The 21,929-nt window shown below is 46.5% G+C and carries 20 protein-coding genes, 1 tRNA gene and 1 pseudogene; 8 read left to right on the forward strand and 14 right to left on the reverse strand.

The window, feature by feature from the left end; all coding sequences use genetic code 11:
- Window positions 1-364: 364 nt before the first annotated feature.
- Window positions 365-1,192 (forward strand): spondin domain-containing protein, encoded by an 828-nt coding sequence (locus tag V7723_RS00340; RefSeq protein ID WP_335682413.1) that lies wholly within the window; start codon window positions 365-367, stop codon window positions 1,190-1,192.
- 43 nt (window positions 1,193-1,235) lie between these two features.
- Here the strand turns inward: V7723_RS00340 and V7723_RS00345 are convergent, their stop codons facing one another.
- Together V7723_RS00345 and rocF are read right to left on the reverse strand one after the other, a co-directional pair.
- The gene (locus V7723_RS00345; protein ID WP_335682414.1) at window positions 1,236-2,294 is read right to left on the reverse strand and encodes an ornithine cyclodeaminase; all 1,059 of its coding nucleotides are present in this window, start codon (window positions 2,292-2,294) and stop codon (window positions 1,236-1,238) included.
- Window positions 2,295-2,296: 2 nt separating this feature from the next.
- Complete coding sequence (gene rocF / locus V7723_RS00350) at window positions 2,297-3,232, reverse strand: arginase (RefSeq protein WP_335682415.1); 936 nt, start codon at window positions 3,230-3,232, stop codon at window positions 2,297-2,299.
- Between the two features lie 142 nt (window positions 3,233-3,374).
- Here rocF and V7723_RS00355 point away from each other — a divergent pair, with 142 nt between their 5' ends.
- Both V7723_RS00355 and V7723_RS00360 read left to right on the forward strand, forming a co-directional pair.
- Window positions 3,375-3,812 (forward strand): Lrp/AsnC family transcriptional regulator, encoded by a 438-nt coding sequence (locus V7723_RS00355; protein WP_335682416.1) that lies wholly within the window; start codon window positions 3,375-3,377, stop codon window positions 3,810-3,812.
- Between the two features lie 366 nt (window positions 3,813-4,178).
- On the forward strand, window positions 4,179-4,373 hold the full coding sequence (locus tag V7723_RS00360) for a Flp family type IVb pilin (protein WP_335682417.1): 195 nt from the start codon (window positions 4,179-4,181) through the stop codon (window positions 4,371-4,373).
- Window positions 4,374-5,315: 942 nt separating this feature from the next.
- Here the strand turns inward: V7723_RS00360 and V7723_RS00365 are convergent.
- The 7 genes and pseudogenes from V7723_RS00365 to V7723_RS00395 all read right to left on the reverse strand — a co-directional run bounded on the left by V7723_RS00365 (window position 5,316) and on the right by V7723_RS00395 (window position 12,682).
- Window positions 5,316-6,074 (reverse strand): SDR family NAD(P)-dependent oxidoreductase, encoded by a 759-nt coding sequence (locus tag V7723_RS00365; protein WP_335682556.1) that lies wholly within the window; start codon window positions 6,072-6,074, stop codon window positions 5,316-5,318.
- 600 nt (window positions 6,075-6,674) lie between these two features.
- On the reverse strand, window positions 6,675-7,367 hold the full coding sequence (phoB, locus tag V7723_RS00370) for a phosphate regulon transcriptional regulator PhoB (RefSeq protein WP_335682418.1): 693 nt from the start codon (window positions 7,365-7,367) through the stop codon (window positions 6,675-6,677).
- Between the two features lie 17 nt (window positions 7,368-7,384).
- A complete protein-coding gene (gene pstB / locus V7723_RS00375) occupies window positions 7,385-8,131 on the reverse strand; it encodes a phosphate ABC transporter ATP-binding protein PstB (RefSeq protein ID WP_443024152.1) in 747 nt (248 codons plus the stop codon).
- A gap of 104 nt (window positions 8,132-8,235) precedes the next feature.
- Window positions 8,236-9,483: a phosphate ABC transporter permease PstA gene (gene pstA, locus V7723_RS00380; RefSeq protein WP_335682420.1), complete on the reverse strand. Its 1,248-nt coding sequence runs from the start codon at window positions 9,481-9,483 to the stop codon at window positions 8,236-8,238.
- Window positions 9,476-10,390 (reverse strand): annotated as a pseudogene (gene pstC / locus V7723_RS00385) (phosphate ABC transporter permease subunit PstC); the annotation flags it as partial. The pseudogene pstC and the gene pstA, both read right to left, overlap by 8 nt.
- A 58-nt stretch (window positions 10,391-10,448) precedes the next feature.
- A complete protein-coding gene (locus V7723_RS00390) occupies window positions 10,449-11,477 on the reverse strand; it encodes a substrate-binding domain-containing protein (protein WP_443024153.1) in 1,029 nt (342 codons plus the stop codon).
- A gap of 125 nt (window positions 11,478-11,602) precedes the next feature.
- Complete coding sequence (locus V7723_RS00395) at window positions 11,603-12,682, reverse strand: ATP-binding protein (protein ID WP_335682423.1); 1,080 nt, start codon at window positions 12,680-12,682, stop codon at window positions 11,603-11,605.
- A gap of 401 nt (window positions 12,683-13,083) precedes the next feature.
- On the opposite strand from V7723_RS00395, the gene V7723_RS00400 reads away from it, so the two are divergent.
- Together V7723_RS00400 and V7723_RS00405 are read left to right on the forward strand one after the other, a co-directional pair.
- Complete coding sequence (locus V7723_RS00400; RefSeq protein WP_335682424.1) at window positions 13,084-13,362, forward strand: hypothetical protein; 279 nt, start codon at window positions 13,084-13,086, stop codon at window positions 13,360-13,362.
- Window positions 13,349-14,404, forward strand: a complete 1,056-nt coding sequence (locus V7723_RS00405) for an acyltransferase family protein (RefSeq protein ID WP_335682425.1) — start codon at window positions 13,349-13,351, stop codon at window positions 14,402-14,404. Before V7723_RS00400 ends, V7723_RS00405 begins: the two co-directional genes overlap by 14 nt.
- A gap of 213 nt (window positions 14,405-14,617) precedes the next feature.
- Here the strand turns inward: V7723_RS00405 and V7723_RS00410 are convergent, their stop codons facing one another.
- The 5 genes from V7723_RS00410 to V7723_RS00430 all read right to left on the reverse strand — a co-directional run bounded on the left by V7723_RS00410 (window position 14,618) and on the right by V7723_RS00430 (window position 19,660).
- Window positions 14,618-15,166 (reverse strand): YaeQ family protein, encoded by a 549-nt coding sequence (locus V7723_RS00410; RefSeq protein ID WP_335682426.1) that lies wholly within the window; start codon window positions 15,164-15,166, stop codon window positions 14,618-14,620.
- Between the two features lie 276 nt (window positions 15,167-15,442).
- Window positions 15,443-17,641 carry a mechanosensitive ion channel family protein gene (locus tag V7723_RS00415; protein WP_335682427.1) on the reverse strand — a complete coding sequence of 733 codons (2,199 nt, stop codon included), beginning with the start codon at window positions 17,639-17,641 and terminating at the stop codon, window positions 15,443-15,445.
- 615 nt (window positions 17,642-18,256) lie between these two features.
- Window positions 18,257-18,424, reverse strand: a complete 168-nt coding sequence (locus tag V7723_RS00420; RefSeq protein WP_335682428.1) for a hypothetical protein — start codon at window positions 18,422-18,424, stop codon at window positions 18,257-18,259.
- 679 nt (window positions 18,425-19,103) lie between these two features.
- Window positions 19,104-19,180 (reverse strand) — tRNA-Val (locus V7723_RS00425).
- A gap of 108 nt (window positions 19,181-19,288) precedes the next feature.
- Window positions 19,289-19,660 carry a response regulator gene (locus V7723_RS00430; RefSeq protein WP_335682429.1) on the reverse strand — a complete coding sequence of 124 codons (372 nt, stop codon included), beginning with the start codon at window positions 19,658-19,660 and terminating at the stop codon, window positions 19,289-19,291.
- A 124-nt stretch (window positions 19,661-19,784) separates the two neighbouring features.
- Here V7723_RS00430 and V7723_RS00435 point away from each other — a divergent pair, with 124 nt between their 5' ends.
- From V7723_RS00435 to V7723_RS00445, 3 genes are read left to right on the forward strand one after another with little or no spacing between them, the layout of a single operon-like run.
- The gene (locus V7723_RS00435) at window positions 19,785-20,645 is read left to right on the forward strand and encodes an N-formylglutamate amidohydrolase (RefSeq protein WP_335682430.1); all 861 of its coding nucleotides are present in this window, start codon (window positions 19,785-19,787) and stop codon (window positions 20,643-20,645) included.
- A 5-nt stretch (window positions 20,646-20,650) separates the two neighbouring features.
- Window positions 20,651-21,163 (forward strand): GNAT family N-acetyltransferase, encoded by a 513-nt coding sequence (locus V7723_RS00440; protein WP_335682431.1) that lies wholly within the window; start codon window positions 20,651-20,653, stop codon window positions 21,161-21,163.
- Window positions 21,164-21,220: 57 nt separating this feature from the next.
- Entirely contained in the window at window positions 21,221-21,925 is a 705-nt protein-coding gene (locus tag V7723_RS00445) for a hypothetical protein (RefSeq protein ID WP_335682432.1), read from the forward strand.
- Window positions 21,926-21,929 lie beyond the last annotated feature (4 nt).

Here is a 21,929-nt window from a genome sequence, read left to right on the forward strand (position 1 = left end):
CATGCAAATATTCTATTAACCTTTTGCGCACGTATCACAGCTTCGCTAATAGTCTCCATCAATATATTTGGTTTAAATAGTGAAGCCGGACAGATTAAATTGTGATCAGAGGTTTTGCCCCGACAGAACAACTTGCCAAGAACAGCGCCTCACAAGTGCTCAATATTTAGTGAATAATTGAGGAAAATTTAGCACAAATTTTTGATCACAAGTTTATTCGCATATGGATCACCTTCCCCGTATCGTTCTCTGGCCAGTTTTTTGACACTGGTTGTTCGGAATAATTCTATTAATTCAAATGCAGATGACAGTTTGCTGCGTAACGCGGAAGTATGGGTAAATTTCATCTGGGAAAGAAAATAAAATGGTATTGAAAAAAATAAGCCATATAGCAGGCGGGGCCATATTAACAGCTTCTCTGCTGGCGTTAACGGCAACAGCATCATATGCAACATCTGTTAAAATTACAGTGACGAACTTAGCCCAACCTGGCGGTTTCGCCATCACGCCACTCTACACGGCTTTTCACAATAACAGCTTTGACGCTTTTGATGTCGGAAATACGGCGTCAGCAGGATTAGAACTGCTTGCCGAGCTTGGTGACCCTTCCGTGATCGCCGGTATTAGGACGGCTGCCGATCCCAATTCCGTTGGTGGCGTTCTCACCGCCGGAACACCTCCACCAATTCAAGCTGGGGAAACCGTGTCACGTGTTTTCACATTAGACGGAAATGATCATGCGTTCTTTACGTTCCTAGCCATGATACTTCCTTCAAACGATAGTTTTATTGGCTCAGACGACGCCATTCGAATTTTTGATAATTCTGGGAACTTCCTGGGTGATCAAACAATCAACGTGACCGGTGCTGATATTTTTGACGCCGGAACAGAAGTAAATAATGCTGCTCTGGATGGTGGAGCGGCGCCCACAAATAACCCGATGGCAGGCGTTGCTGAGAATGGCTTCATTACGGCTGGCCAAAGCCTTAACGCCTTCGCCGGACAAGTTCTGTTCGGTCAGGAGCTGACACTGGAGCAAATTGATTTTTTCTCGGATCCAGGCAATTTTCAGGTCGCACGCATTGAGATTTCGGCTGTTCCATTGCCGGCTGCGCTTCCTCTCTTTGGCGCTGCTTTGTTGGGCATGGGTTTCTTGAGCCGGAGAAGAAAAAATCTAGCCAAGACGGCTTAGAGTTTCGTAAAGAATGGCGGCTCGTATTCGAGCCGCCATTTTATCAAGCCGCTTTTTCAGCACGGAGAACCATGCCGAATAAATCGCGAGGATCATCCGGATCCGCCAACATATCCAGATTGTCAAAAAAGGCGGTGCCTGATAGTTTTTCTCGGACATATCGGAGAGCGGAGAAATCTTCCGTCGCAAATCCAACTGAATCAAATAGCGTGGTTTGCAATTTGTTACGACGCCCCTCAATATTCCCTGTTATGACATTCCATAATTCGGTGACGGGATAATCTTCAGGCAGCTGTTGAATTTCTCCTTCGATGCGAGTTTGAGGCGGGTATTCCACAAAAATTTCTGAGCGTAGCAAAATATCTTTGTGTAGTTCCGTCTTGCCCGGACAATCGCCGCCTACTGCATTGATATGAATGCCACTGCCAACCATATTGTCAGTCAGAATTGTTGCACATTGTTTGTCTGCCGTGACTGTCGTAATGATCTGCGCGCCTAAAACAGCTTCTTCAGCGCTTGCGCAACGCGTTATCTGAAATCCCTTGCCCTCCAGATTTTTACAGCATTTATTTGTCGCCGCCGGATCAATATCAAACAGCCGAAGTTTCGTTATACCCAATATCGCCTTAAAGGCAGTTGCCTGAAATTCAGATTGGGCACCGTTGCCGATAATTGCCATGCATTCCGCTCCGGCTGGCGCCAAATATCTGGCAGCCAGCGCAGAGGTTGCTGCCGTCCGCAGAGCTGTCAGGATCGTCATTTCGGAAAGCAGTACAGGATACCCGTTGTCAACATTTGAAAGCACGCCAAATCCCGTTACCGTTTGTAATCCGTCACGTGTGTTTTTAGGATGGCCATTTACATATTTAAATCCGTAAACATCTCCATCACTTGTCGGCATCAATTCAATAACTCCTTCTTTGGAGTGAGAAGCCACGCGCGGAGCTTTATCAAATTTCTCCCAGCGTTTGAAATCCTCTTCGATAAAGATGGCCAACTCTTTCAAAAAAGTTTCTATTCCGATATCGAGAACAAGTTTCATCATGTTGTCCACGCTGACAAAAGGGACAATATTTATATCTTTTCGAACGGCTGTTATCATGATCAAAGGCTCCTGGTATGGCGATCAAGGACCTGGCGCCCAAATAGGCTGGCGACAAGGTCAACAATCAGATTTGCGGTTCGACCGCGTTCATCGAGAAATGGATTAAGTTCGGAGATATCCAAAGACGTAACAAGCTCACTTTCATGGAGTAACTCCATAATAAGATGAGCTTCCCGGAAATTTGCGCCGCCCGGTACTGTGGTTCCGACGGCTGGCGCGATTTCTGGATCCAGAAAATCAACATCGAGGCTAACATGCAACCGCCCACCAGCGGCACGAACGCGGCTAAGAAAAGCCTTGAGTGGTTGGGCAACCCCATATTCATCAATTGCCCGCATATCATGCACTTCGATTTTCGTTTTCTTTATCCGAGCGCTTTCTACAGGGTCAACAGAGCGAATACCCATCATGCAGATATTTTCCGGCTTGATAGGGCATATCGGGGATGGAAGAATTCCGTCAAAAGCCGGATCACCTATGATATAGGCAACCGGTGTCCCATGTAGATTACCGGTATCTGTGCTTTCCAGCGTTTGAAAATCAGTATGTGCATCCAGCCAAAGAACAAATTGCTCGCATCCATCTTCAGCTGCTTTTTGAGCAAGGCTCGGCAGAAAGCCAGCCGCAATTGAGTGATCGCCCCCCATAAAAATTGGTATCTGATCGTCCGCCAGATTATCGCGGCAAAATGCACCGAGCATGGCGATCAAGGCGGCATAATCAGCTAGATGATGAACAGAGGCATTTGGATGGATGATTTCTGAAGACGGTTTCGCGTTGTAATTCCCCATATCATCAACCTGATACCCCATATCACAAAGAATATCGGATATTCCGGCGGTACGAAGAGCGTCAGGGCCCATCAGACAGCCATTCTGACGACCGCCGGTGTCGGCGGGCGCACCGATAAGTGCAATTGATTTATGTATCGTCATCGCTAAGTCACCATTAATCCAGATATAAAAGACTATCAGAAGTACATAATGTTAATTGATATGATATAAATGGCGGTATCAATCCCATTTTTTGGCATTTTGATACTTGAATTATACAAAATGGATATATATAGTTATCAAAATGGACAAAATTGATCAAAAACTGGTCTCTGCGCTGAGGCAAAATGCAAGGGCATCCGTGTCAGATCTAGCATTGAATATCGGCGCTTCTCGCGCGACCATTCGAGCCCGGATGGAAAAACTGGAAAAAACAGGCGAGATTCTTGGATACACAATTTCACTTAAAGGGGATATGTCCGATCGTCCCGTGCGCGGAATTACGTTAATCGAGATTGAAGGCAAAGGGAATGAGAGGATCATCGCCAGGCTTCGGGGTTTTCCAGAAGTACAAGCCATCCATTCCACCAATGGACAATGGGACCTTATTGTGGAGCTGGGAACAGATACTCTGGCCGATCTTGATGTCGTCCTGCGACACATTCGATTAATTGACGGTGTTAACACCAGTGAGACAAATCTCTATCTGGCAACACACCGCAGCAATAAAGCGACGAGCTAAGTGTAATTCACTCCATTATATGAGTTAGTAAAGAAGGCCCGTGAGCATTGGAGCCATTCTTTTGGGCTTACTCGCTGCCAATTTCTTATGCCTTGTTAGGACGCAACGGCTAAAACCTGAGTGTATTTGGGGCGTATATAGTTTATTTTCCAGCAACTTTACAACGATTAAGTTTGGAAAAACTTTTTAAATAACCAGAACCCTTAAAAGTTTTGTCTGATTTTTGTAAAATCAAATAAGACTCTTATTAAGGGTGTTAAAAGAATCTGTATTTTACTTTTGATGGTAATAATTCGTTAACGATTATGCGGTTATATACCCTTATTGAGGGAAAAACAACTAAAGGACTTCACGATGAAAATGTTAATGAAAAAATTTATTGCCGATGACAAAGGCGCCACAGCGATCGAATATGGCCTTATTGCCGCACTGGTTGCCCTGGTAGGCGTCGTCGCCTTCACAGCGCTAGGTGACACCGTTTCCAAGGCATTTACTGATATTGCAGACGCTTTATGCTTCGCAACAACGAATAGTAATCTGACAAATGGTACCTGCGCGTAACCTCATAATTTAAATTAGCCGCCGTTTTCTAATCATTTTCAGCGGCCTAATAGCGGGTCGATCAACCTTCGTGTCGATCGGCCCGCACTCATATAAGGTAAATTTAATACTATATTTACGAGCTTACTTTAAATAAATAATTGTTAACAACTAAAACGAGATTTAAATTAGATTATTTTCATATAAAATGAAATGATACACCCGACTAAAGAGTATTAATCAGTAAGGAATAGCACGGATTCCTGCTTCCTTATTCAATTGTAAAATTTATTGCAGAATGGTGGGCGTAACAAGATTCGAACTTGTGGCCTCTGCGATGTCAAGGCAGGGGTTTTATATTCAGGCATTGATTTATAAGGCTTTTTCGCATCGTTCAACTCCCATGTTCTGCTTTTGTCCTGACGTTAGGGCATCATAAGGGCACCAAGGCTTAAAATGAAGAGCGGAATCCGGTATCCAGCCCGTTCCACACTACCGTTAAACACTAAATACTCACAATTTTGATTTTTATAGTAGTGATAGTCCTAGCTATTCTCCTGGGTTTGGCCGTGATTAAGATTGGTTTAGTATACCTACCCTTCCGGCCCGCTCTACACAAACTCCTTTTCCGGCCCAGTGTAACCCGGCGTCTTTGCAATCAACGTCTAGCTGGCCTGCCACACTTTCCGGACATCTATGCCTAACAAGTCAGCTTACAGAACGAGAACGGAAGAAACTGAGCGATCTGATTTAGCCACTTTTGTGCCAAAAGCAGACTCTTCACCTATACAAACAAGTCGCCCGCTTTTGGTGCAATAACCAGGCCATTGAATAACAAGTTTAAATATCGTGGCTTTGACTTTGACCGTCGATCTTATTGCGATAGGTAAAAAGTGGCGCCTGCGTGGATTCGAACCACCGACTGGCTGAGCCACAAGCTTCGCATAGACCGCGCTCTAAATTTCAATTGAAGTGAATACCGCCGTCGACGACGAGCACCTGACCCGCAACAGTTCCACTTTTACAAAATGCCACCACGTGCGAGGCAACATCATTCAAAGAGGTGATCTCCCCCAAAATTGCCTGGTTCTGCCAACTTTCAACAAAACTCATTGGAGCGCTGCTACTCATCTGTGTGTCTTCCATTAGTCCTGGCGCCACACAGTTTACTGCGACTTCCGGAGCGAGAGCTGCCGTTAAATACCTCGTTAAGGGCACTATTGCGCCCTTACTGGGTGCATATGAAGCGCTTGCGCCCCAAGTTCCGTAACCAATTGTCGATCCCAGATTGACGATGTGGCCCCATTTAGATTTGCGGAGATATGACGCGGCAGCTCGCGACGTGAGATAAGGACCGCGTACATTAACTACCATCATTTCATCCCATATTTCTGGCGTCAAAGCTGCGAGATCTCCATGGGGCAAAGTGCGTCCCCCGGCAGCCATTCCGGCATTATTAATCAGCAAGTCACATCCACCGTAATCTTCAGCAACGTTACGTAAAGCTTCATCAACTGAAACCGGATTGGTTTGATCAAATCTTATTAGTATGGCTTTTCGTCCCTGCTTCTCAACCGCAGCCTTGACTTCCTCAGCATGAGCCAAACCGTTACGATACCCAACGGCTATGTTGGCACCTTCCTTCGCTAAGGAAATGGCGATAACAGAACCGAGACCGCCTGATCCGTCCGTAACAAAAGCGCAAGCACCGGATAATTCCATCACATCACCCCCCCGTATTCATCGATGAGACAGGAAAGCAGGAAAAGCAATGCATGTCTTGGCTCGCACCTCTTGTCTGGAAAAATCAAAAAACGTTAAGATGTCCGCTTAGGGTCAAAAGCAGACATTTATGATAGACATCTTGCATGTCTGCTATCCGGACTAAAACGGACATTGAAAGATACCACTGACTAAGCCTGTTTTGTTGGCGTCAATGAGCTTCTAATCTAGAAGATAGGAGCGAAAATCTGGGTCGGAAAAGGTAGTATCGCATGTTTTTTTGTTCTCTGTCAGTACGCCTAGGACAGATTCAGGATTACTGATATTTTTCAAATATTGGGCCGTTGACTTGGGAGAAAGAATTGACCCAATTCAACGCAATACAGAAACCTCACAAAATTGCTGTTTTATTAGGTTCTTGCGTAACCTATTGAAACGATAGGCCCAAAATCATCAGTTGCGGTGATGAGAATATAGTTAATGCCCATTATAGAGATCCACAGCATGAAGATAGCAGAGGCAGGTCGATGGAACTCTTACGCTGCCTTGGTTTACGAAAGCCCGGTCCGCTGATTCTACCCATATCTTACATAATTGTTATTATACTATTTCACTATCGATAGCGTAACCGGCGCCACGAACCGTTCGGATTACGTCCGAAGCTCCATTTGCATTCAGAGCTTTGCGTAAACGCCTCATGTGCACATCTACAGTCCTCGACTCCACATAAATATCTCGTCCCCATGCCCTATCAAGCAGGTTTTCTCGGGAATAAACGCGTCCTGGTTTTTCCATTAAAACACGTAAAATTTTGAATTCAGTTGGACCAAGGTGAATAGACTGGCCGGCCCGACTAACTTTATGGCTTACTATATCCAGCACAATATCGTCTAACGTAAGATGGCCTTCTGAAGTCTTGGGTTTGGAACGCCGAAGAAGGGCTTTGACACGGGCAACTATTTCCCGCGGCGAATAGGGTTTTACTACATAATCATCCGCACCAGCATCGAAGCCCAGGATTCTATCACTTTCCTCCCCGCGCGCCGTAAGCATGATTATGGGGATATTTTTGGTTTCGGGGGATCCACGCAAGCCCCGGCAGATTTCTATGCCAGAACGTTCCGGTAACATCCAGTCCACAATAACCACGTCAGGAATGTGCTGCGCAACGGCCTCCAAGGCCTCATTCCCATTCTGAACAAGGATTGTCCGAAAACCCTCGTGGTTTAAATTGTAGCTAAGCATTTCGGCCTGGGGGGCCTCATCTTCGACTATTAGAACTAAGCCAGACATGGCCTCTCCGATCTTTTCTAACCGATACGCCCTGAGACATAATCACAAGTTCGCTGATCAATAGGGTTTGAGAAAACCTGCTCAGTTTCTCCGACTTCAACGAGATGCCCCATATGGAAATAGGCTGTTTTTTGGGAAATACGAGCTGCTTGTTGCATGGAGTGTGTCACCATTACAATAGTATACTCTTCTTTCAAATCTGTGATCAACTCTTCAATTCCAGCTGTAGCAATGGGATCCAGTGCAGAACAGGGTTCATCCATTAGGACGACTTCCGGTTCGACTGCGATGGCACGCGCAATACATAGACGTTGTTGCTGGCCACCAGACAAACTGGTACCAGGCGCTTTGAGGCGATCCTTGACCTCATCAAATAATCTGGCACGCTGTAAACTTTCAATGACGATTTCGTCTAGTTCATCGCGATTATTTGCGAGGCCGTGAATCCGCGGACCATAAGCTACATTGTCATAGATGGATTTTGGAAACGGGTTTGGTTTCTGGAACACCATACCGACACGTGCACGTAATAGCACCACATCGAGATTGGCATTGTAGACGTCCTGGTTATCAAGAAGAACTGATCCAGTAATCCGGCAATTTTCGATCACATCGTTCATTCGGTTTAAGCACCGCAAGAAAGTTGATTTGCCACATCCAGATGGACCAATAAGAGCAGTGACTTTATGCCTGGGAATATCCAGCTCTATGTTATGAAGCGCCTGATTGCTGCCGTAAAAGACATTCAAATCTCTGGTTTGCATTCGTATATCTGATTCAATTAAAAAATCAGCGAAAACTAAAGAGGACGGAGGGGTGCGTCTGCAATCAGGGTTTGCAAGGCTTATACTTGTCATTTTACGACTCCTTAAAATCGATTTTCGAATTTCCGGCGCAAGACCACGGCAATCATGTTCATAACAATGAGGAAACCGAGCAACACGAGAATTGTTGCGGCTGTTCTTTCCTCAAACGCACGCTCTGGACTATCTGACCATAAATATATCTGCACGGGCAGAGCCGTGGCAGGATCGAGAATAGTTTTTGGGATATCTACGATAAATGCCACCATACCAATCATAAGTAAGGGTGCTGTCTCACCAATCGCCCGGGCCATTCCGATAATAGTTCCGGTCAGCACACCCGGCATTGCCAGCGGCAAGACATGATGGAATACGGTTTGCACTTTGCTGGCGCCCAAAGCCAATGCGGCTTCGCGGATAGAGGGTGGTACGGCTTTTAGTGAGGCCCGTCCGGCTATGATGATTGTCGGAAAAGTCATTAAGGTCAAAACCATTCCACCGACCAGAGGTGCAGATCGAGGAAGGCCAAATATGTTCAGAAATATTGCCAGCCCGAGCAGCCCAAACACTATTGAAGGGACGGCAGCCAGATTGTTGATGTTCACTTCTATAAAACTAGTCAGCAAATTTTTCGGTGCGAATTCTTCGAGATAGATTGCCGCCATAACGCCCGTGGGAAAAGCCAATAACAGACAAACAACTAGGGAGAAAAATGATCCTACCATCGCAGCCGCTATACCGGCGCGTTCAGGTTCCCGTGAATCGCCGTTCGTGAAGAATTCAGTGTTAAACTGGGTTTCAATGGCATCTTTCTCATTGAATACATCCAAAAATGCCAGCTGCGCATCACTAAGCCTCCGCACTTCCGGCGGATCTTCCCTGGAAACAGACTTTTTAAAGAGCATATCGACGTCGTCAGATGCTGTTAACCAGACTTCGGTCGTTTGCCCTGCAAGGTTCACATTCTGCTCAGCGTATTCTTTTAATTCATAAGCCGCGCCAGAGCTGACAATGGCATAAAGTTCTTTTTTATTACGTCGGGTTTCAACATCAGGAAACATGTTCCGCAGTGCCTGTTTCACAATACTTTGATAATTTGGAGTGCTGATACTAGCTGGAAGATTCACAACCAGTTGAATTTTTGTCTGTTGGAAAGCCGACATTCCCTTTGACGCAATGGTGACAAGCAAAACACCTAATAGCACTGCGCCCAAAAGCAAGGAGCCAAACCCCGCAGCACGGAAAATTCTTTCCTTGTGATGCCGTACTTTCAACCCGGCAGCGATACGTTGCGACTTAAGGGAGTTATTCATATTGTTCTCGATATTTCTTAACGAAACGCAGAGCGATGGTGTTCATGATCAGGGTTAGCAAGAACAACAGCAAACCAAGTGCAAAAGCAGATAGGGTTTTGGCGCTGTCAAATTCCTGATCCCCGGTCAGCAATGTTACGATTTGCACCGTCACTGTCGTTACAGCAGCAAATGGATTGGCCGTCAGGTTTGCCGCCAATCCAGCAGCCATCACCACAATCATGGTTTCTCCAACGACTCTGGACGCCGCCAATAAAAGCCCGCCCATGATCCCCGGCAAGGCAGCAGGCAGCAGAACCTGTCGGACCATCTCTGAATGAGTAGCGCCAAGCGCCAATGCCCCCTCTTTCAAAGGCCGCGGCACCGCAACAAGAGCGTCGTCAGCCATAGAAGAGACGAAGGGTATGGTCATAACACCCATCACCAACGCGGCTGCAAGGGCACTTTCGGAAGAGACAGCAAAGCCTGCCCACTCGCCGCCGCCGCGCAAGATCGGGGCAACAACCAAGACGGCAAAAAAACCATATACCACTGTTGGTACGCCAGCGAGTATTTCCAACGTTGGCTTGATTACGGCGCGTGTACGATCACTGGCATATTCTGTAAGGTAAATAGCCGATAACAATCCGACAGGTGCCGAAATTGACAAGGCCAGAACACTGATCAAAAGTGTTCCCGCAATCAGAGGAACAGCACCGAATTCACCTGACGCACCAATCTGATCCACCCGTGTCGCTGTTTGAGGTGACCAGTGCAAACCAAACAAAAACTCGCTTATGGGAACCATCTGAAAGAAGCGAAAGGATTCAAACACCAAAGATAGTGTAATGCCGACTGTCGTCAGTACAGCAACCAATGATCCAACAAAAAGGGCTGCAACAATCAGTCGATCTGTATGGATGCGCGCAACAGAAGAAAATACACTTTTGGGTTTGGTATGTCTTCTGTTGCACACAATCGGGTTATTACATTGTGGAGTTTGCAAAGGATTTGACTTTCTCTTTCCAAGAAGCGCGTTCCTCATCGGACATCGGGATCAAGCCTTTATCAACCAGATATCCATCGAACCCCCAAGTATCTTCACTGGTAAATTCAGTAAGGAATTCAGCGATACCAGGAACAAGGCCTATATGGACTTGTTTGACATAAACATAGAGTGATCTTGAAACAGGGTAACTTCCATCAGCAATATTCTCAAAGGTTGGAGACGAGCCGCCAACTACACTGCCCTGCACCTTATCTGCATTCTGGTCAAGAAAACTAAATCCGAATATGCCAAGGGCATTGGGGTTTGCATCAAGCTTTTGAACAATGAGATTATCGTTCTCACCCGCTTCAATAAAAGCGCCATCTTCGCGAATGGTATGGCACAGTGTTTTATAGGCATTCTTGTCTGATTTCTTAAGGGCCTTTATCCATGGAAATACTTTGCATCCACCCTCCATAGCCAGCTCAACAAAAGCATCTCGTGTTCCAGATGTCGGAGGCGGGCCGAAAACTTCAATATTCGTCGCAGGTAAATCCGGGTTAATGTCAGACCAGGTTTTATAAGTATTCGGTACTGTCGCACCTTGGCCATCTGGAACATTTTTGGCGAGAGCTAAAAATATGTCCAGCAGTGATAGATTATAAACATTAGATTTACGGGAATTTGCCATAACGATACCGTCATAGCCAATCATGAACTCCCCAATATTTTGGATATTGTTTGCTGAACATCGCTTGATTTCAGATTTCTTAATGCGCCTGGATGCATTGGCAATATCTGGATACTGATCTCCGATTCCGGAGCAAAAGAGCTTCAATCCACCACCGGAACCTGTACTTTCAACAATGGGTGTATTGAAATTTGTAGATAAACCGAATTGCTCTGCAACAGATGCTGCAAATGGAAATACCGTGGAGGAACCAACGATCCGAATTTGGTCTCGTGCCAAGGCTGTTCCATGGAATGCCAATAATGCAAACGAACCAAACACTAGGATTTTTTTCAACATTATATGTTCACCTTTTCAATCATAAACTTAAAGCATGAGCAATTTCTCTGCTCTTCAAAAAACCTATCCGAGCAAGGCTTCTCTTTTGTGATTGTTATGTGAACTTTTTATGACAATAGGTGTCAGCCATTCGCCCTTAAACTCACGGCGAAGGTTGAGCTCTTTCCTGGGATACTGCTAATTTCCAGATCCCCGCGATGGCGATAAACAATATGTTTGACGATAGCTAGGCCGAGGCCCGTTCCTCCGGTCGCGCGTGAACGCCCTTTATCAATACGATAAAAACGCTCTGTCAGGCGGGGTATATGCTTGGATTCGATCCCTTCACCCTGATTAGTTACTGAGACTAGAACCTTCGAGATTTTCGCCGGCGGTGATTCCCTTGTGTGCGAGGCTGCGATTGTAACTACGGTGCCTTCCGTCCCATAATTAAGAGCATTATCAACAAGGTTGCGGAAGACTTGAATAAGTTCGTCCTTGTCACCAGTGACCGAAGGAAGAGATGAAGAAACCTCCAGCACAATGGTCATATCTTGTTCCTTTGCCCTGCCGGAAAGAAGATTTATAACCTCTTTCAGCAATTCTTGAATATTTACTGAATGATCCGGAACAATATGTTGATCGGCCTCCACTTGGGACAAAGTCAGCAGATCATTGATTAAACGGGTCATACGCCGGGCCTCGTTTTCCATTATACCAAGAAATCGATCTTGTGCCTTTCGGTCATCACGAGCAGGCCCCCGCAAGGTCTCAATGAACCCCAACAAAGATGATAGCGGCGACCGCATTTCGTGACTAACATTGGACACAAAATCAGCTCGCATTTTATCAGACCGTAAAGCAGACGTTATGTCGTGTAGAGCCAGCATGACCCATCCGGACCTCTCAGGATTGCGAGCTGACAAATCCATGATATGCATTTCGTAAGTTTTCGATACAGGTGATGGAATAAATGCAACACCGTTTTCCGTCGGTTGGCCTGCCAGAACGCGGTCAACAGCCTCAATAATTTCAGAAGATTTGAGAATAACTGAAAAGTTCTTCCCAATGACATTTTCTCCAACAAGATTAAAAGCAGCCTGGTTTCCATCGACAAAATTCCGTTTTTCATCAATCAGTATGACAGGATCAGCCAAACCATCGAGGATGTTCATCTCGAAGACAGCACGTCCAATTTTCTTTAGTGATCCAGTTTCAGGCATAAGGTATCCAAGCTACACAATTACATTATTCACGTCACACAATTACATTATTTAATTCCTTGTAGCTTATTCACAACTAAGAGATTTACTCGGTTATTGTGAAAAGGGTGTTCGATTAATGATATAATCGCGTTTCTAATGACCGTTTCGGGTCATGAACCGCCCTTTTCGGGCACTGAAAATGGAGTCCGCTATACCCATCAATAGCGCACATCGATTTTGATTTTTCAGGTTTCCCAAAAATAACTTCCGCTTACCGTGAAGATACAGACATAAACTCGTCGATCCAAAAGGGTCTGCTTTGTGCCATAAGCGGAAGTATCTCCTGCAACCAAGCCTGACTCGCATTTAATACAATTTTATACTAATGTAAGAAATGGGGTGATCAGGTTGGGAAATTTATGGAGAACGAAAATCCTGAAAGGCGGCTAGCGGATATTGACGTAGTTGGTTACTCCCGACCGATGGGTGGCGATGAAGTAGACACGCTCAGTGTTTTAAAAGCACATCAGAACACCTTTACCCCAATGGCGCAAGAACATGGCGGACGGCTGGTTAGTACAGCAGGAGATGGATTGCTGCCGGAATTTCCCAGTGTTGTCAAAGCGCTCAATGGCTCTATGGGTATTCAGGCCGTCATGGAGCAGCGCAATGCAGACATAGCTGATGAGCAGAAATGAAATATCACCCATAAAGCCGAAATTCGTTGGCGATTTTGCCAGTAATCGTGACAACAATCTAAATTTGATCCGAATTATTGCGGCTATTGGCGTTCTCATATCCCATGCTTGGGCCGTGTCCGATGGGCTTGTCCACGAGCAGCCCTTATCCAGCCTTCTAAAAGGTACCGATTTGGGAAAGGTGTCCGTTTATGTATTCTTTGCCATTTCCGGATTTCTGATTGCCCAAAGTTTTGTGCGATCAAGCAACCTTAAATCATTCTGGGTGGCCCGAATATTCCGGATATTTCCAGCTTTGCTGGTGGTCCTTCTGGTTACGGCATTTATACTTGCACCTATATTGACCGCGGCGCCAATGGACGAACTCTTGAAGGCAATTCCTGCTTATATTACAAGAAATTTCACGCTTTTCTACCTGCAGCATAAATTGCCCGGTGTGTTTATGGACAATCCGGTGCATCGCATCATTAATATTCCCCTTTGGACATTGAATTATGAACTAATTTGTTATTTTTCTGTATTCCTGTTAGGGCTGGCTGGCGTCCTCAAAAATCGTCTATCAATGATTATTGCCATAATCGCCTTTTTAGTAGCCTACAGTTTTGTGCTCTATTTTGAGCCGCATAAGCGCCTAGTCAATCTGGCCGAGTTGTCTCTGCCGTTTATGACCGGAGTTGTTTTCTATGTCTGGCGCGAGAAAATCAGGCTCAACCTGTCTATTGGTCTTGGCTTGGTTACCGTGGCAGTAATTTGCTACCCCACGCCCCTGTTTCGCGAAGCGTTTGTTATCGCTCTAGCCTACGTAATATTTTTACTCGCCTATTTGCCCGATGGGTTGATCCGGCAGTATAATAAACTCGGCGACTATTCTTATGGTATTTATATCTATGCCTTTCCAATTCAACAGATTGTCGCACAGCAGGGCGTAACGGAACCGTTCGTAAATATTATGATCTCACTGCCTCTGGCCCTAATTTGTGCAGTGTTTTCATGGTGCCTGATCGAGCGCCCATCGCTTTCTTTCTCAAAAAGGCGGAGATAGCTTACGTCAAGCTCGCATGATGGGCGTATAGTGATTTGCTGTTTGCACCCCTTAAACCACTTTGTCTCAAGTTCAAAAAAGGTCACTCCAATTGGAGAAAGAAGAGGTCCGCCTTGGGTCAGAAGCGGTCCTTCGTTAGTCAGTAAAAATGATCAAAACCTCATCATAACCAAAGTGTAAAAAAACATAATAATACACGGCCAAGCCTTGCTCTTAATGATCAGCTTTTTTCCATTTGACCGGGGTAACGTAAACAATGCTGTCATCAACACTGACCATCACATCGCTGTCCTGAATATTAACCTGCAGCTTCATCAAGCGACTGGCCATTTTTCCTAGTTCGCTGCTGTCTTTCTTTGAAAAATTTGTTACCTGAAGGTTATCAAATCGGGTGGTGCTGTTTTTCATTTTCTCCCACCACAGCTCAGCGGTACTGCCGCCGTAACAATAGACAATCACCTCGTTGGCCTTGCCACAGGATTGACGAACAATCTTCTCGCTCGGCAGTCCCAACGCAACGCACAACTCAAGCTCACCGCTCAGGCTTTTTTGCCAAATGTCAGGCTCGTCATCCGTTGAAATGCCTCTGGTAAATTCCAATTTCTCATGGGCATTCAGAGCAAAAGCAAGAATACGCACCATTAACCGTTCGTCCGTCTCCGAAGGATGTTTGGCAACGGTCAGATTATGGGTCTCGTAATAGTGACGGTCCATATCTGCAACGGAAAGTTCAACTTTATAAATTGTGGCTTTCTGCGCCATGATTTGTCCCTGAATATTAAAGATAGGGATGTTTAATGTGTCTGGTGACATTGTGAAAGCAGAAAGCAACTGGTAGGCGCGCGCTACACCATTACGGACATAACTTCGCCGATACTAAAAGGTTTCTTTTGTGCCAGCAGCGGCCGTTCTTCGCATCGTGCATTGCTCTGTAAATCAGATGCTATGCGTCCCATTGTCATATAAGAAGGGCTTAGCATTGACGCGGCTTGATTCCAAGGCCTAACCGCGTATTGTGCAGACAGTTTTTGGTGTAGCCTAAGTCGCAGGCGGTTCAGTTTCCAGCGCGCGTGACGCGGCCGCGCCTGCAGCCTTCTGCCGCTCCGACGGACTTGCATCTTCACTGACCCGAACCGTCACCTCGCGGTTGGCAAAGCGAATACCGGCCTCTTCGAACGCGGCTCGGATACGGTGCAGAAGCTCGCGGCGAATGGTGAACTGCTTGCCGGGTATCGCCGTGAATTTGACTCGCAAGATCATGGCAGAATCTTCCATCTGAATCACACCTTGAGACTTTGGCGGCGATAAAAGTCCGTCGCCCAATATCTCGTCCGCCATCAATTCTGCGCCAAGCTGTTTAATGATTTTCTTGACCTTCTGAGGATCGGTATCAAAAGTCAGCCGCAGGGGCAGTTTCATAATCACCCAGTCGCGCGAATAGTTGGTCAGCGCCGAAATATCACCGAACGGGATTGTATGAACCGCACCAAGATGATGGCGCAATTGAAGGCTGCGCACCGAAATACGCTCAACCGTGCCTTTGACCGAACCGAGGTCGATGTACTCACCGCGCCGGAACGCATCATCAATCAGGAAGAACACGCCGGAAACGATGTCTTTGACCAAAGTTTGCGCACCAAACCCAATAGCCAGGCCAAGGACGCCGGCACCGGCAACCAGAGGGGCGACATTAACCCCAAGACTTGAGAGTGCCGCAAACAAGCAGATCACTGCAATTGTTGCAACTGCCGTGGAGCGGAGAAGTGGCAGCAGTGTCGCAGTCCTGCTCGCCCCCAGCCCGCCTTCAGCCTCACCTCCTTCATCGCCGTTGGTTTCTGGCAGCTCGGCTGCAATCCGTGTATCAATGAGCGTACTAATGAAATCCCAAATTGCCCAGCCGATCAACGCTGTCAGCCCGACATTAATCGCCGCCTGTATCCATTGCTCTGCGGGTCCTCCTGCTTGCAGTGTTGCTGGGTCCAAACCCCAAATTGCAAAGACAGTTATCAAGCACGCCGCAAAGAGCACCGCGCGCGCTGTGCGGCTAATCGCAGATTCCATCTCGACGGACAGATCCTGGGCCCGCAGATAATGCAAGAGCACTCGATAAGCCGTCCAGAAGCCCAACAGAACCAACTGCATCTTAAGAATTAGCCCTGCAACGACATCGATATCGGAATTCAGCAAACTGCCGCCGGCGAATAGAATCCAGACGGCAAACATCCAAAATCCCATCAGAACAGCCCAATTACGCGTGATCATATTGACAAAACCCGTATCTTCACGCCTCGGCAACAGATCAGATGTCGCTCGATGGATGAAGTAGATACCGATCTGCGCCATTGCGATCCACAAGATGCTGACACTGAAACTGAACAGGTGTGGCGTCCCCTCCGGCGCACCGAAACGGGACATCAACGCTGATGTGTTTGCCTCAAACATCCAAAGACCTGCCGAGCCGAGTATCACCCAGTGCAAAAGTCGCGTCGCGTTATCGCTGATCGCGACCAAGCGATAGATTGGCCAGTTGCGGGGAAACATCGACTCAACAAATGACCACACGACGAGCACGACTGTCAAAACGGCGACGTAATATGAAACAAAAACTCTGAGGTCGACATTGTGGAAGAGTAAATAGAGCGCTGCCATGGCCGAAACGGCGAAAGCCACCACGCTCGACAGCTCGATAAGAAGGAACAGCCCGGCATCACCAATGGTTCCAAGCGTGGCATAAGGCCCTTTATCGATATTGCGCTCGGCAAGGGCCAGCTGACGCTTAGCGGCTTTGCGGCGCCAGAAGAAGCGCACGGCTAAACCTGCGACACCACTAATGACCAGTGCTAGCAGGGCTTTACTTAAACCCCCAGCCGCCGCCAATCGATTATTAACGGCGGAAAACGCCGCGCCGAACTCCGGCCATTTTGCCCAAAGCGACTGCGCATTAGAAGAAAGTGTTGCAATAATCGTGTCCGCGTTAGCAAGTAATCCAGCCTTAGCGACAGGTTCTGCGGCGCGGCGCGCGGCGAATTCATCAATGAGGATATCGCGCACCTGCTCATCGCTCAACCGACCCAGCATCGCTTGAAACTCAGTTTCAGACAAGTCTGCACTGATGACGCGAAGTTCTGTCGGTTCTGGCTGCGTCTGCGCGACAACCGAGGAATTCAACGTGAGCAACAAAAGAACACTAAGGGCCCATGTCACCATGTTGCGCCCAATCCAAACAAGTACCGTCATGTGTTACTCACCTTGCTGAAGAAAACCGTTTCGTTATCGATGCTAGCGCGTCTGGAAAAGAAGTAAAAGGAGCAAATTGCATTGTTAGCCTGAGTAATCATCGTGAGAATGATGGTATAATAAGGCGCTACGCTCTATTGTCTGCGCAATGCAGCACGCAATTGCTATTGGCCTATTTTGATCACAGGAGCCGTGTCACAGTTGTGACATTGGATGCACCGAGCACCGGTCGATTGGCCTGCTTTGCTACCATTAGTGCTATACGTAGTGATTGTCTGTTTTGGGTCAAACTGAGAAGTTTTTGGATCGCAAATTTCATTTCCGCTTCATCTCCCTATAACGGACATTGAAAACGGATTTTCCGATTTCTCAGAAATAACTTCCGCTATCCACGCAGTTACGGACTTACTCCCGCAGATATAAAAATAGTCTGAAAAATGCCAATAGCGGTTATCCATTAAGTTTGTAACGAAAGGATGAAGTAGAATTCACGCACTACATTACTTAGCGTACAGCGTCAGTCAGCTAAACCAACGGATGTTCTTACCGATCTTTGTTCTTTCCAATCGCCTTGCGGTGAAAGATGTAGACTGATGAGCCGACGATAATTCTAGTTCAGACTAATGTGTAGAAATCGGGAATTTCACTGAACAAGGCATAGCCGAAGATTGCAGCATGGGTCAACTTCGAATACTCCATGTTTCCGATCACGCTTGCTTCGCCCAGCCTGAGAGTTTTAACGCCGACCCACTGATCGACAGTCGCAATAACACCCATGGCCAAAAAACGGCACGCCCCCACTAGTATCCCAGCAGAGATGGACTGATACCAACACCTGGGCGCTTGTCTGGCGCATATATGGTGGAGAGGTGGCAAGCGTGACTTTTGCGAGCGGGTGATCAGGAATTAATATTTCACCACTCGTGAGGTCGCAAAAGATACGGCGGTATAGAAGGCGGTGACAGGTCTGCGAGATTGTGTAAACAAGTTGATAGCAGAAACCACCCTTGATGTAGGTATCAAGGTATCGCTCCGTAAGCAGTCTGCCCTGTTTAATGCAATCGACACAATGAAGGGCCCTGTTTCTCGAGAAGGTGCGACAAGGGTTGAACGGCTGATAAATAGGGTTACACCAGTCGCAGTGGTTTCGGGCGTGTTGTAGCCGCTGCTGGCGGCACTGTCCTGCTTGCTGGAACAACAGTGTTACTATTCCGACATCGATAATAGCTGGAACACTTGCCGCAGGCGCGGCGCGTTATAGTGGTTTGAAAGCCGTAAGTTCCGTAACCATGAAGAAAGTATTGTCCCAAATCTTGCGCACATCGGATTCAGCTTAGAGAGTGCCAATAAGGCAGCCTCAAAACCACCAATTTTGAGCTTCTGAAAATAATATTAGGGCACCGGATAGGGCACCAAAATTTAATGCTGTTGGTTTAAACATCGGCTAAGTCATTGAAAAGAATGGTGGGCGTAACAAGATTCGAACTTGTGACCTCTGCGATGTCAACACAGCGCTCTAACCAACTGAGCTATACGCCCTCACTGCCGCTAACAAGCGTGCGAGAATTCGCGACTTATAAAGTGCTCCCAAGGGCTTTGCAAGTTCAATCTGAATAGCGGAGGCGAAAAGAAAGCGGCGCCCTTATTCTATGAGGACGCAACTTCGGCAAGCGCCCGATTTACGGCTTCTACTAATGAATTGAGATGGAAGGGCTTTGACAAAATCTTATTTACGCCGTCAACTGTTTCCAACGCCTCGACAGCAACTGCTGAAAATCCAGTGATAAAAATGACCGGAAGATCTGGCGCTTTGTCCTTGGCGAGCCGTGCAAGTTCAATTCCATTAATTCCGGGCATAACCAAATCAGAAACCAGAATATCAATTTCCCCAGTATCAAGAACAGGGATCGCATCTTCACCATCGCGAAAGGCAAGAACCTCGTGCCCCGCATTTTCAAGACTCCGCGCGAGAAAGGGACGCAAGTTATCATCATCTTCTGCCAGTAGTATTCGCGCCATACTAAAAAAACCACGTAATTGTCATTCTGTTTTTTACCTTTTGTAGATTATACTATTAAAATAATCATGGCAAAGAAAGCGATAGACCAATATCTCTTTGATTATTATTAAGGTGACAGATCAGATGGGCGCGGCATCAAATCCAGTATCGATTAAGTGGCCGAAAGAATGGAGCCTTCCATTTATTTTCTCCTCACCCCATAGCGGACGCCATTATCCACAAGACTTTATAAACAATTCGCAACTGGAATTTTCAGCTTTACGGCAATCAGAAGATTTTCTGGTTGATGAACTTTTTTCGGCAGTGCCTTCTTTTGGCGCACCAATCCTCTGTGCGCAATTTCCGCGGGCTTATTGCGATGTCAATAGGGAAGCTTTTGAGCTTGATCCAAATATGTTCACAACACCACTTCCTAAATATGTATCCACGAATAGTTCTCGGTTAAGTTCAGGTATTGGTACAATTCCAAAGGTGGTCGGCGCAGGGCAGGAAATATATGCAAAGAAGCTGGAATTCGAAGAAATAAGGAACCGCATTGATGAATGCTACTTTCCGTATCATCATGCCCTTCGACAATTGATTAGTGATGGCCTTAAACGATTTGGCGTTATTTATCTAATAGATTGTCACTCCATGCCAGCGGTTCGCCCAGGAGCAAGATTTGGGAACAAAAGACCTGAAATCATCCTTGGCAATCGGTATGGAACGTCGTGTGAAAGCGCTTTTTTCTACCGATCTTTGGACCATTTTGAATCTTTTGGCTATCGGGTTGGCCATAACTCACCCTACGCCGGTGGCTTCATTACGACCCATTACGGAAAGCCCGACAAAAACGTCCACGCCCTTCAAATTGAAATCAGCCGGGAACTTTATATGGACCAGAAAACCCTGACGCCGAATGAAGGTTTCGAAAACCTTCGCAATAATTTATCCCGTTATGTCGGCGAATTAGGCATGTATGATAGTTCTTTATTGATTGCATAAGTCACATGTCTGAGCAACTTGATTTTGATATTCGCCCCTCAACGCCCAAAGATCTTCCGGCCATCACGGAGATCTACGGCAATAGTGTAGAAACCGGGTTAGGATCATTCGAATATACGGCACCCGATATCCTCGAAATGACTGTGCGTCGCAACAACGTGCTGGAACAGCAACTACCCTATATTGTCGCCGAACAACAGGGAACTCTGCTTGGTTTCGCTTATGCCAGTCCGTATCGGATACGACCTGCCTATAGATTTTCTGTTGAAAACTCTGTCTATGTTCGAACGGAAATGCACCGACAGGGAATTGGCAAGGCACTTCTTGAGCAAATTATCGAAGATTGTGAAAATCTAGGCAAAAAGCAAATGATTGCCGTTATAGGTGATTCAAAAAACCGCGGTTCCATCTCTCTGCATACCTCACTGGGCTTTCGGCTTGTTGGTATTTTGGAAGATATCGGCTACAAGCGCGATCAATGGGTCGACACTGTCATTCTGCAGAAAAACCTGACCTAAATTCCATATTTTGTAACTTGGCGCGATTATTGCTTCTAGTATTGCAGGAGAGAATTTATGCGTATAACAAGTCTACTTATTGGATCTGCCGCTTTTTGGCTTATTAACAGTTCTGCAGTTGCTGCGATTTTTCCGCAGAATAGCGCGGAGTATGAAGATACTTGCCGATCTGCCGTAGAAAAAGCAGAAGAAGAAAATCGGCTACCGAAGCGTCTCCTCACTGCTATTTCCCTAACTGAAACAGGACGCTGGCATGCGAAAAGACAGGAAATAATTGCCTGGCCCTGGACAGTTTATGCAGAAGGAAGAGGTCGATATCTTCCCAACAAAGCTGCTGCCGTAGAAGAAGTTATAGCTCTTAAAGCGAAAGGGATCAAAAACATCGATGTGGGTTGCATGCAGGTCAACCTGCACTTCCATCCGAAAGCCTTTGAAAATCTGGAAGCTGCCTTTGATCCGAACCGTAATACGAAATATGCAGCCGAATTGTTATCGTCGTTGCGCCAACGTGATCGTTCGTGGACGAAAGCAATTGCACATTACCATTCCAAAACGAAAAAATTCTATATCCCTTATCGCAAAAAGGTTATGAAAATCTGGCGAGAAGAACGCCGAAAAGATTCAGAGGCACGCCGCGCTCAAGCACGAAAAACATATCGTCTGTCACGCGAAAAACTAAAAGAACGAATGAAAGAGGCCAGCGCCCGTAGATTCACACAAACTATCAAGCGGAAAAAATTGATCGGTGACGAAGCTTCGTGATGCC

The organism is Sneathiella sp., from assembly GCF_036960985.1.
GTDB lineage: Bacteria > Pseudomonadota > Alphaproteobacteria > Sneathiellales > Sneathiellaceae > Sneathiella.

Excerpts from the sequence above, each read along its gene's own strand:
- V7723_RS00395 (WP_335682423.1), bottom strand. The coding sequence starts at position 12,682 with ATGCCTGAAACTGGATCACTAAAGAAAATTGGACGTGCTGTCTTCGAG.
- V7723_RS00365 (WP_335682556.1), bottom strand. The coding sequence starts at position 6,074 with ATGGAATTATCCGGTGCTTGCGCTTTTGTTACGGACGGATCAGGCGGT.
- rocF (WP_335682415.1), bottom strand. The coding sequence starts at position 3,232 with ATGACGATACATAAATCAATTGCACTTATCGGTGCGCCCGCCGACACC.
- V7723_RS00415 (WP_335682427.1), bottom strand. The coding sequence starts at position 17,641 with ATGACGGTACTTGTTTGGATTGGGCGCAACATGGTGACATGGGCCCTT.
- V7723_RS00430 (WP_335682429.1), bottom strand. The coding sequence starts at position 19,660 with ATGGCGCGAATACTACTGGCAGAAGATGATGATAACTTGCGTCCCTTT.
- phoB (WP_335682418.1), bottom strand. The coding sequence starts at position 7,367 with ATGTCTGGCTTAGTTCTAATAGTCGAAGATGAGGCCCCCCAGGCCGAA.
- V7723_RS00340 (WP_335682413.1), top strand. The coding sequence starts at position 365 with ATGGTATTGAAAAAAATAAGCCATATAGCAGGCGGGGCCATATTAACA.
- V7723_RS00400 (WP_335682424.1), top strand. The coding sequence starts at position 13,084 with ATGGAGAACGAAAATCCTGAAAGGCGGCTAGCGGATATTGACGTAGTT.
- pstB (WP_443024152.1), bottom strand. The coding sequence starts at position 8,131 with ATGCAAACCAGAGATTTGAATGTCTTTTACGGCAGCAATCAGGCGCTT.
- V7723_RS00405 (WP_335682425.1), top strand. The coding sequence starts at position 13,349 with ATGAGCAGAAATGAAATATCACCCATAAAGCCGAAATTCGTTGGCGAT.
- V7723_RS00445 (WP_335682432.1), top strand. The coding sequence starts at position 21,221 with ATGCGTATAACAAGTCTACTTATTGGATCTGCCGCTTTTTGGCTTATT.
- V7723_RS00410 (WP_335682426.1), bottom strand. The coding sequence starts at position 15,166 with ATGGCGCAGAAAGCCACAATTTATAAAGTTGAACTTTCCGTTGCAGAT.
- pstA (WP_335682420.1), bottom strand. The coding sequence starts at position 9,483 with ATGAATAACTCCCTTAAGTCGCAACGTATCGCTGCCGGGTTGAAAGTA.
- V7723_RS00360 (WP_335682417.1), top strand. The coding sequence starts at position 4,179 with ATGAAAAAATTTATTGCCGATGACAAAGGCGCCACAGCGATCGAATAT.
- V7723_RS00355 (WP_335682416.1), top strand. The coding sequence starts at position 3,375 with ATGGACAAAATTGATCAAAAACTGGTCTCTGCGCTGAGGCAAAATGCA.
- V7723_RS00440 (WP_335682431.1), top strand. The coding sequence starts at position 20,651 with ATGTCTGAGCAACTTGATTTTGATATTCGCCCCTCAACGCCCAAAGAT.
- V7723_RS00345 (WP_335682414.1), bottom strand. The coding sequence starts at position 2,294 with ATGATAACAGCCGTTCGAAAAGATATAAATATTGTCCCTTTTGTCAGC.
- V7723_RS00435 (WP_335682430.1), top strand. The coding sequence starts at position 19,785 with ATGGGCGCGGCATCAAATCCAGTATCGATTAAGTGGCCGAAAGAATGG.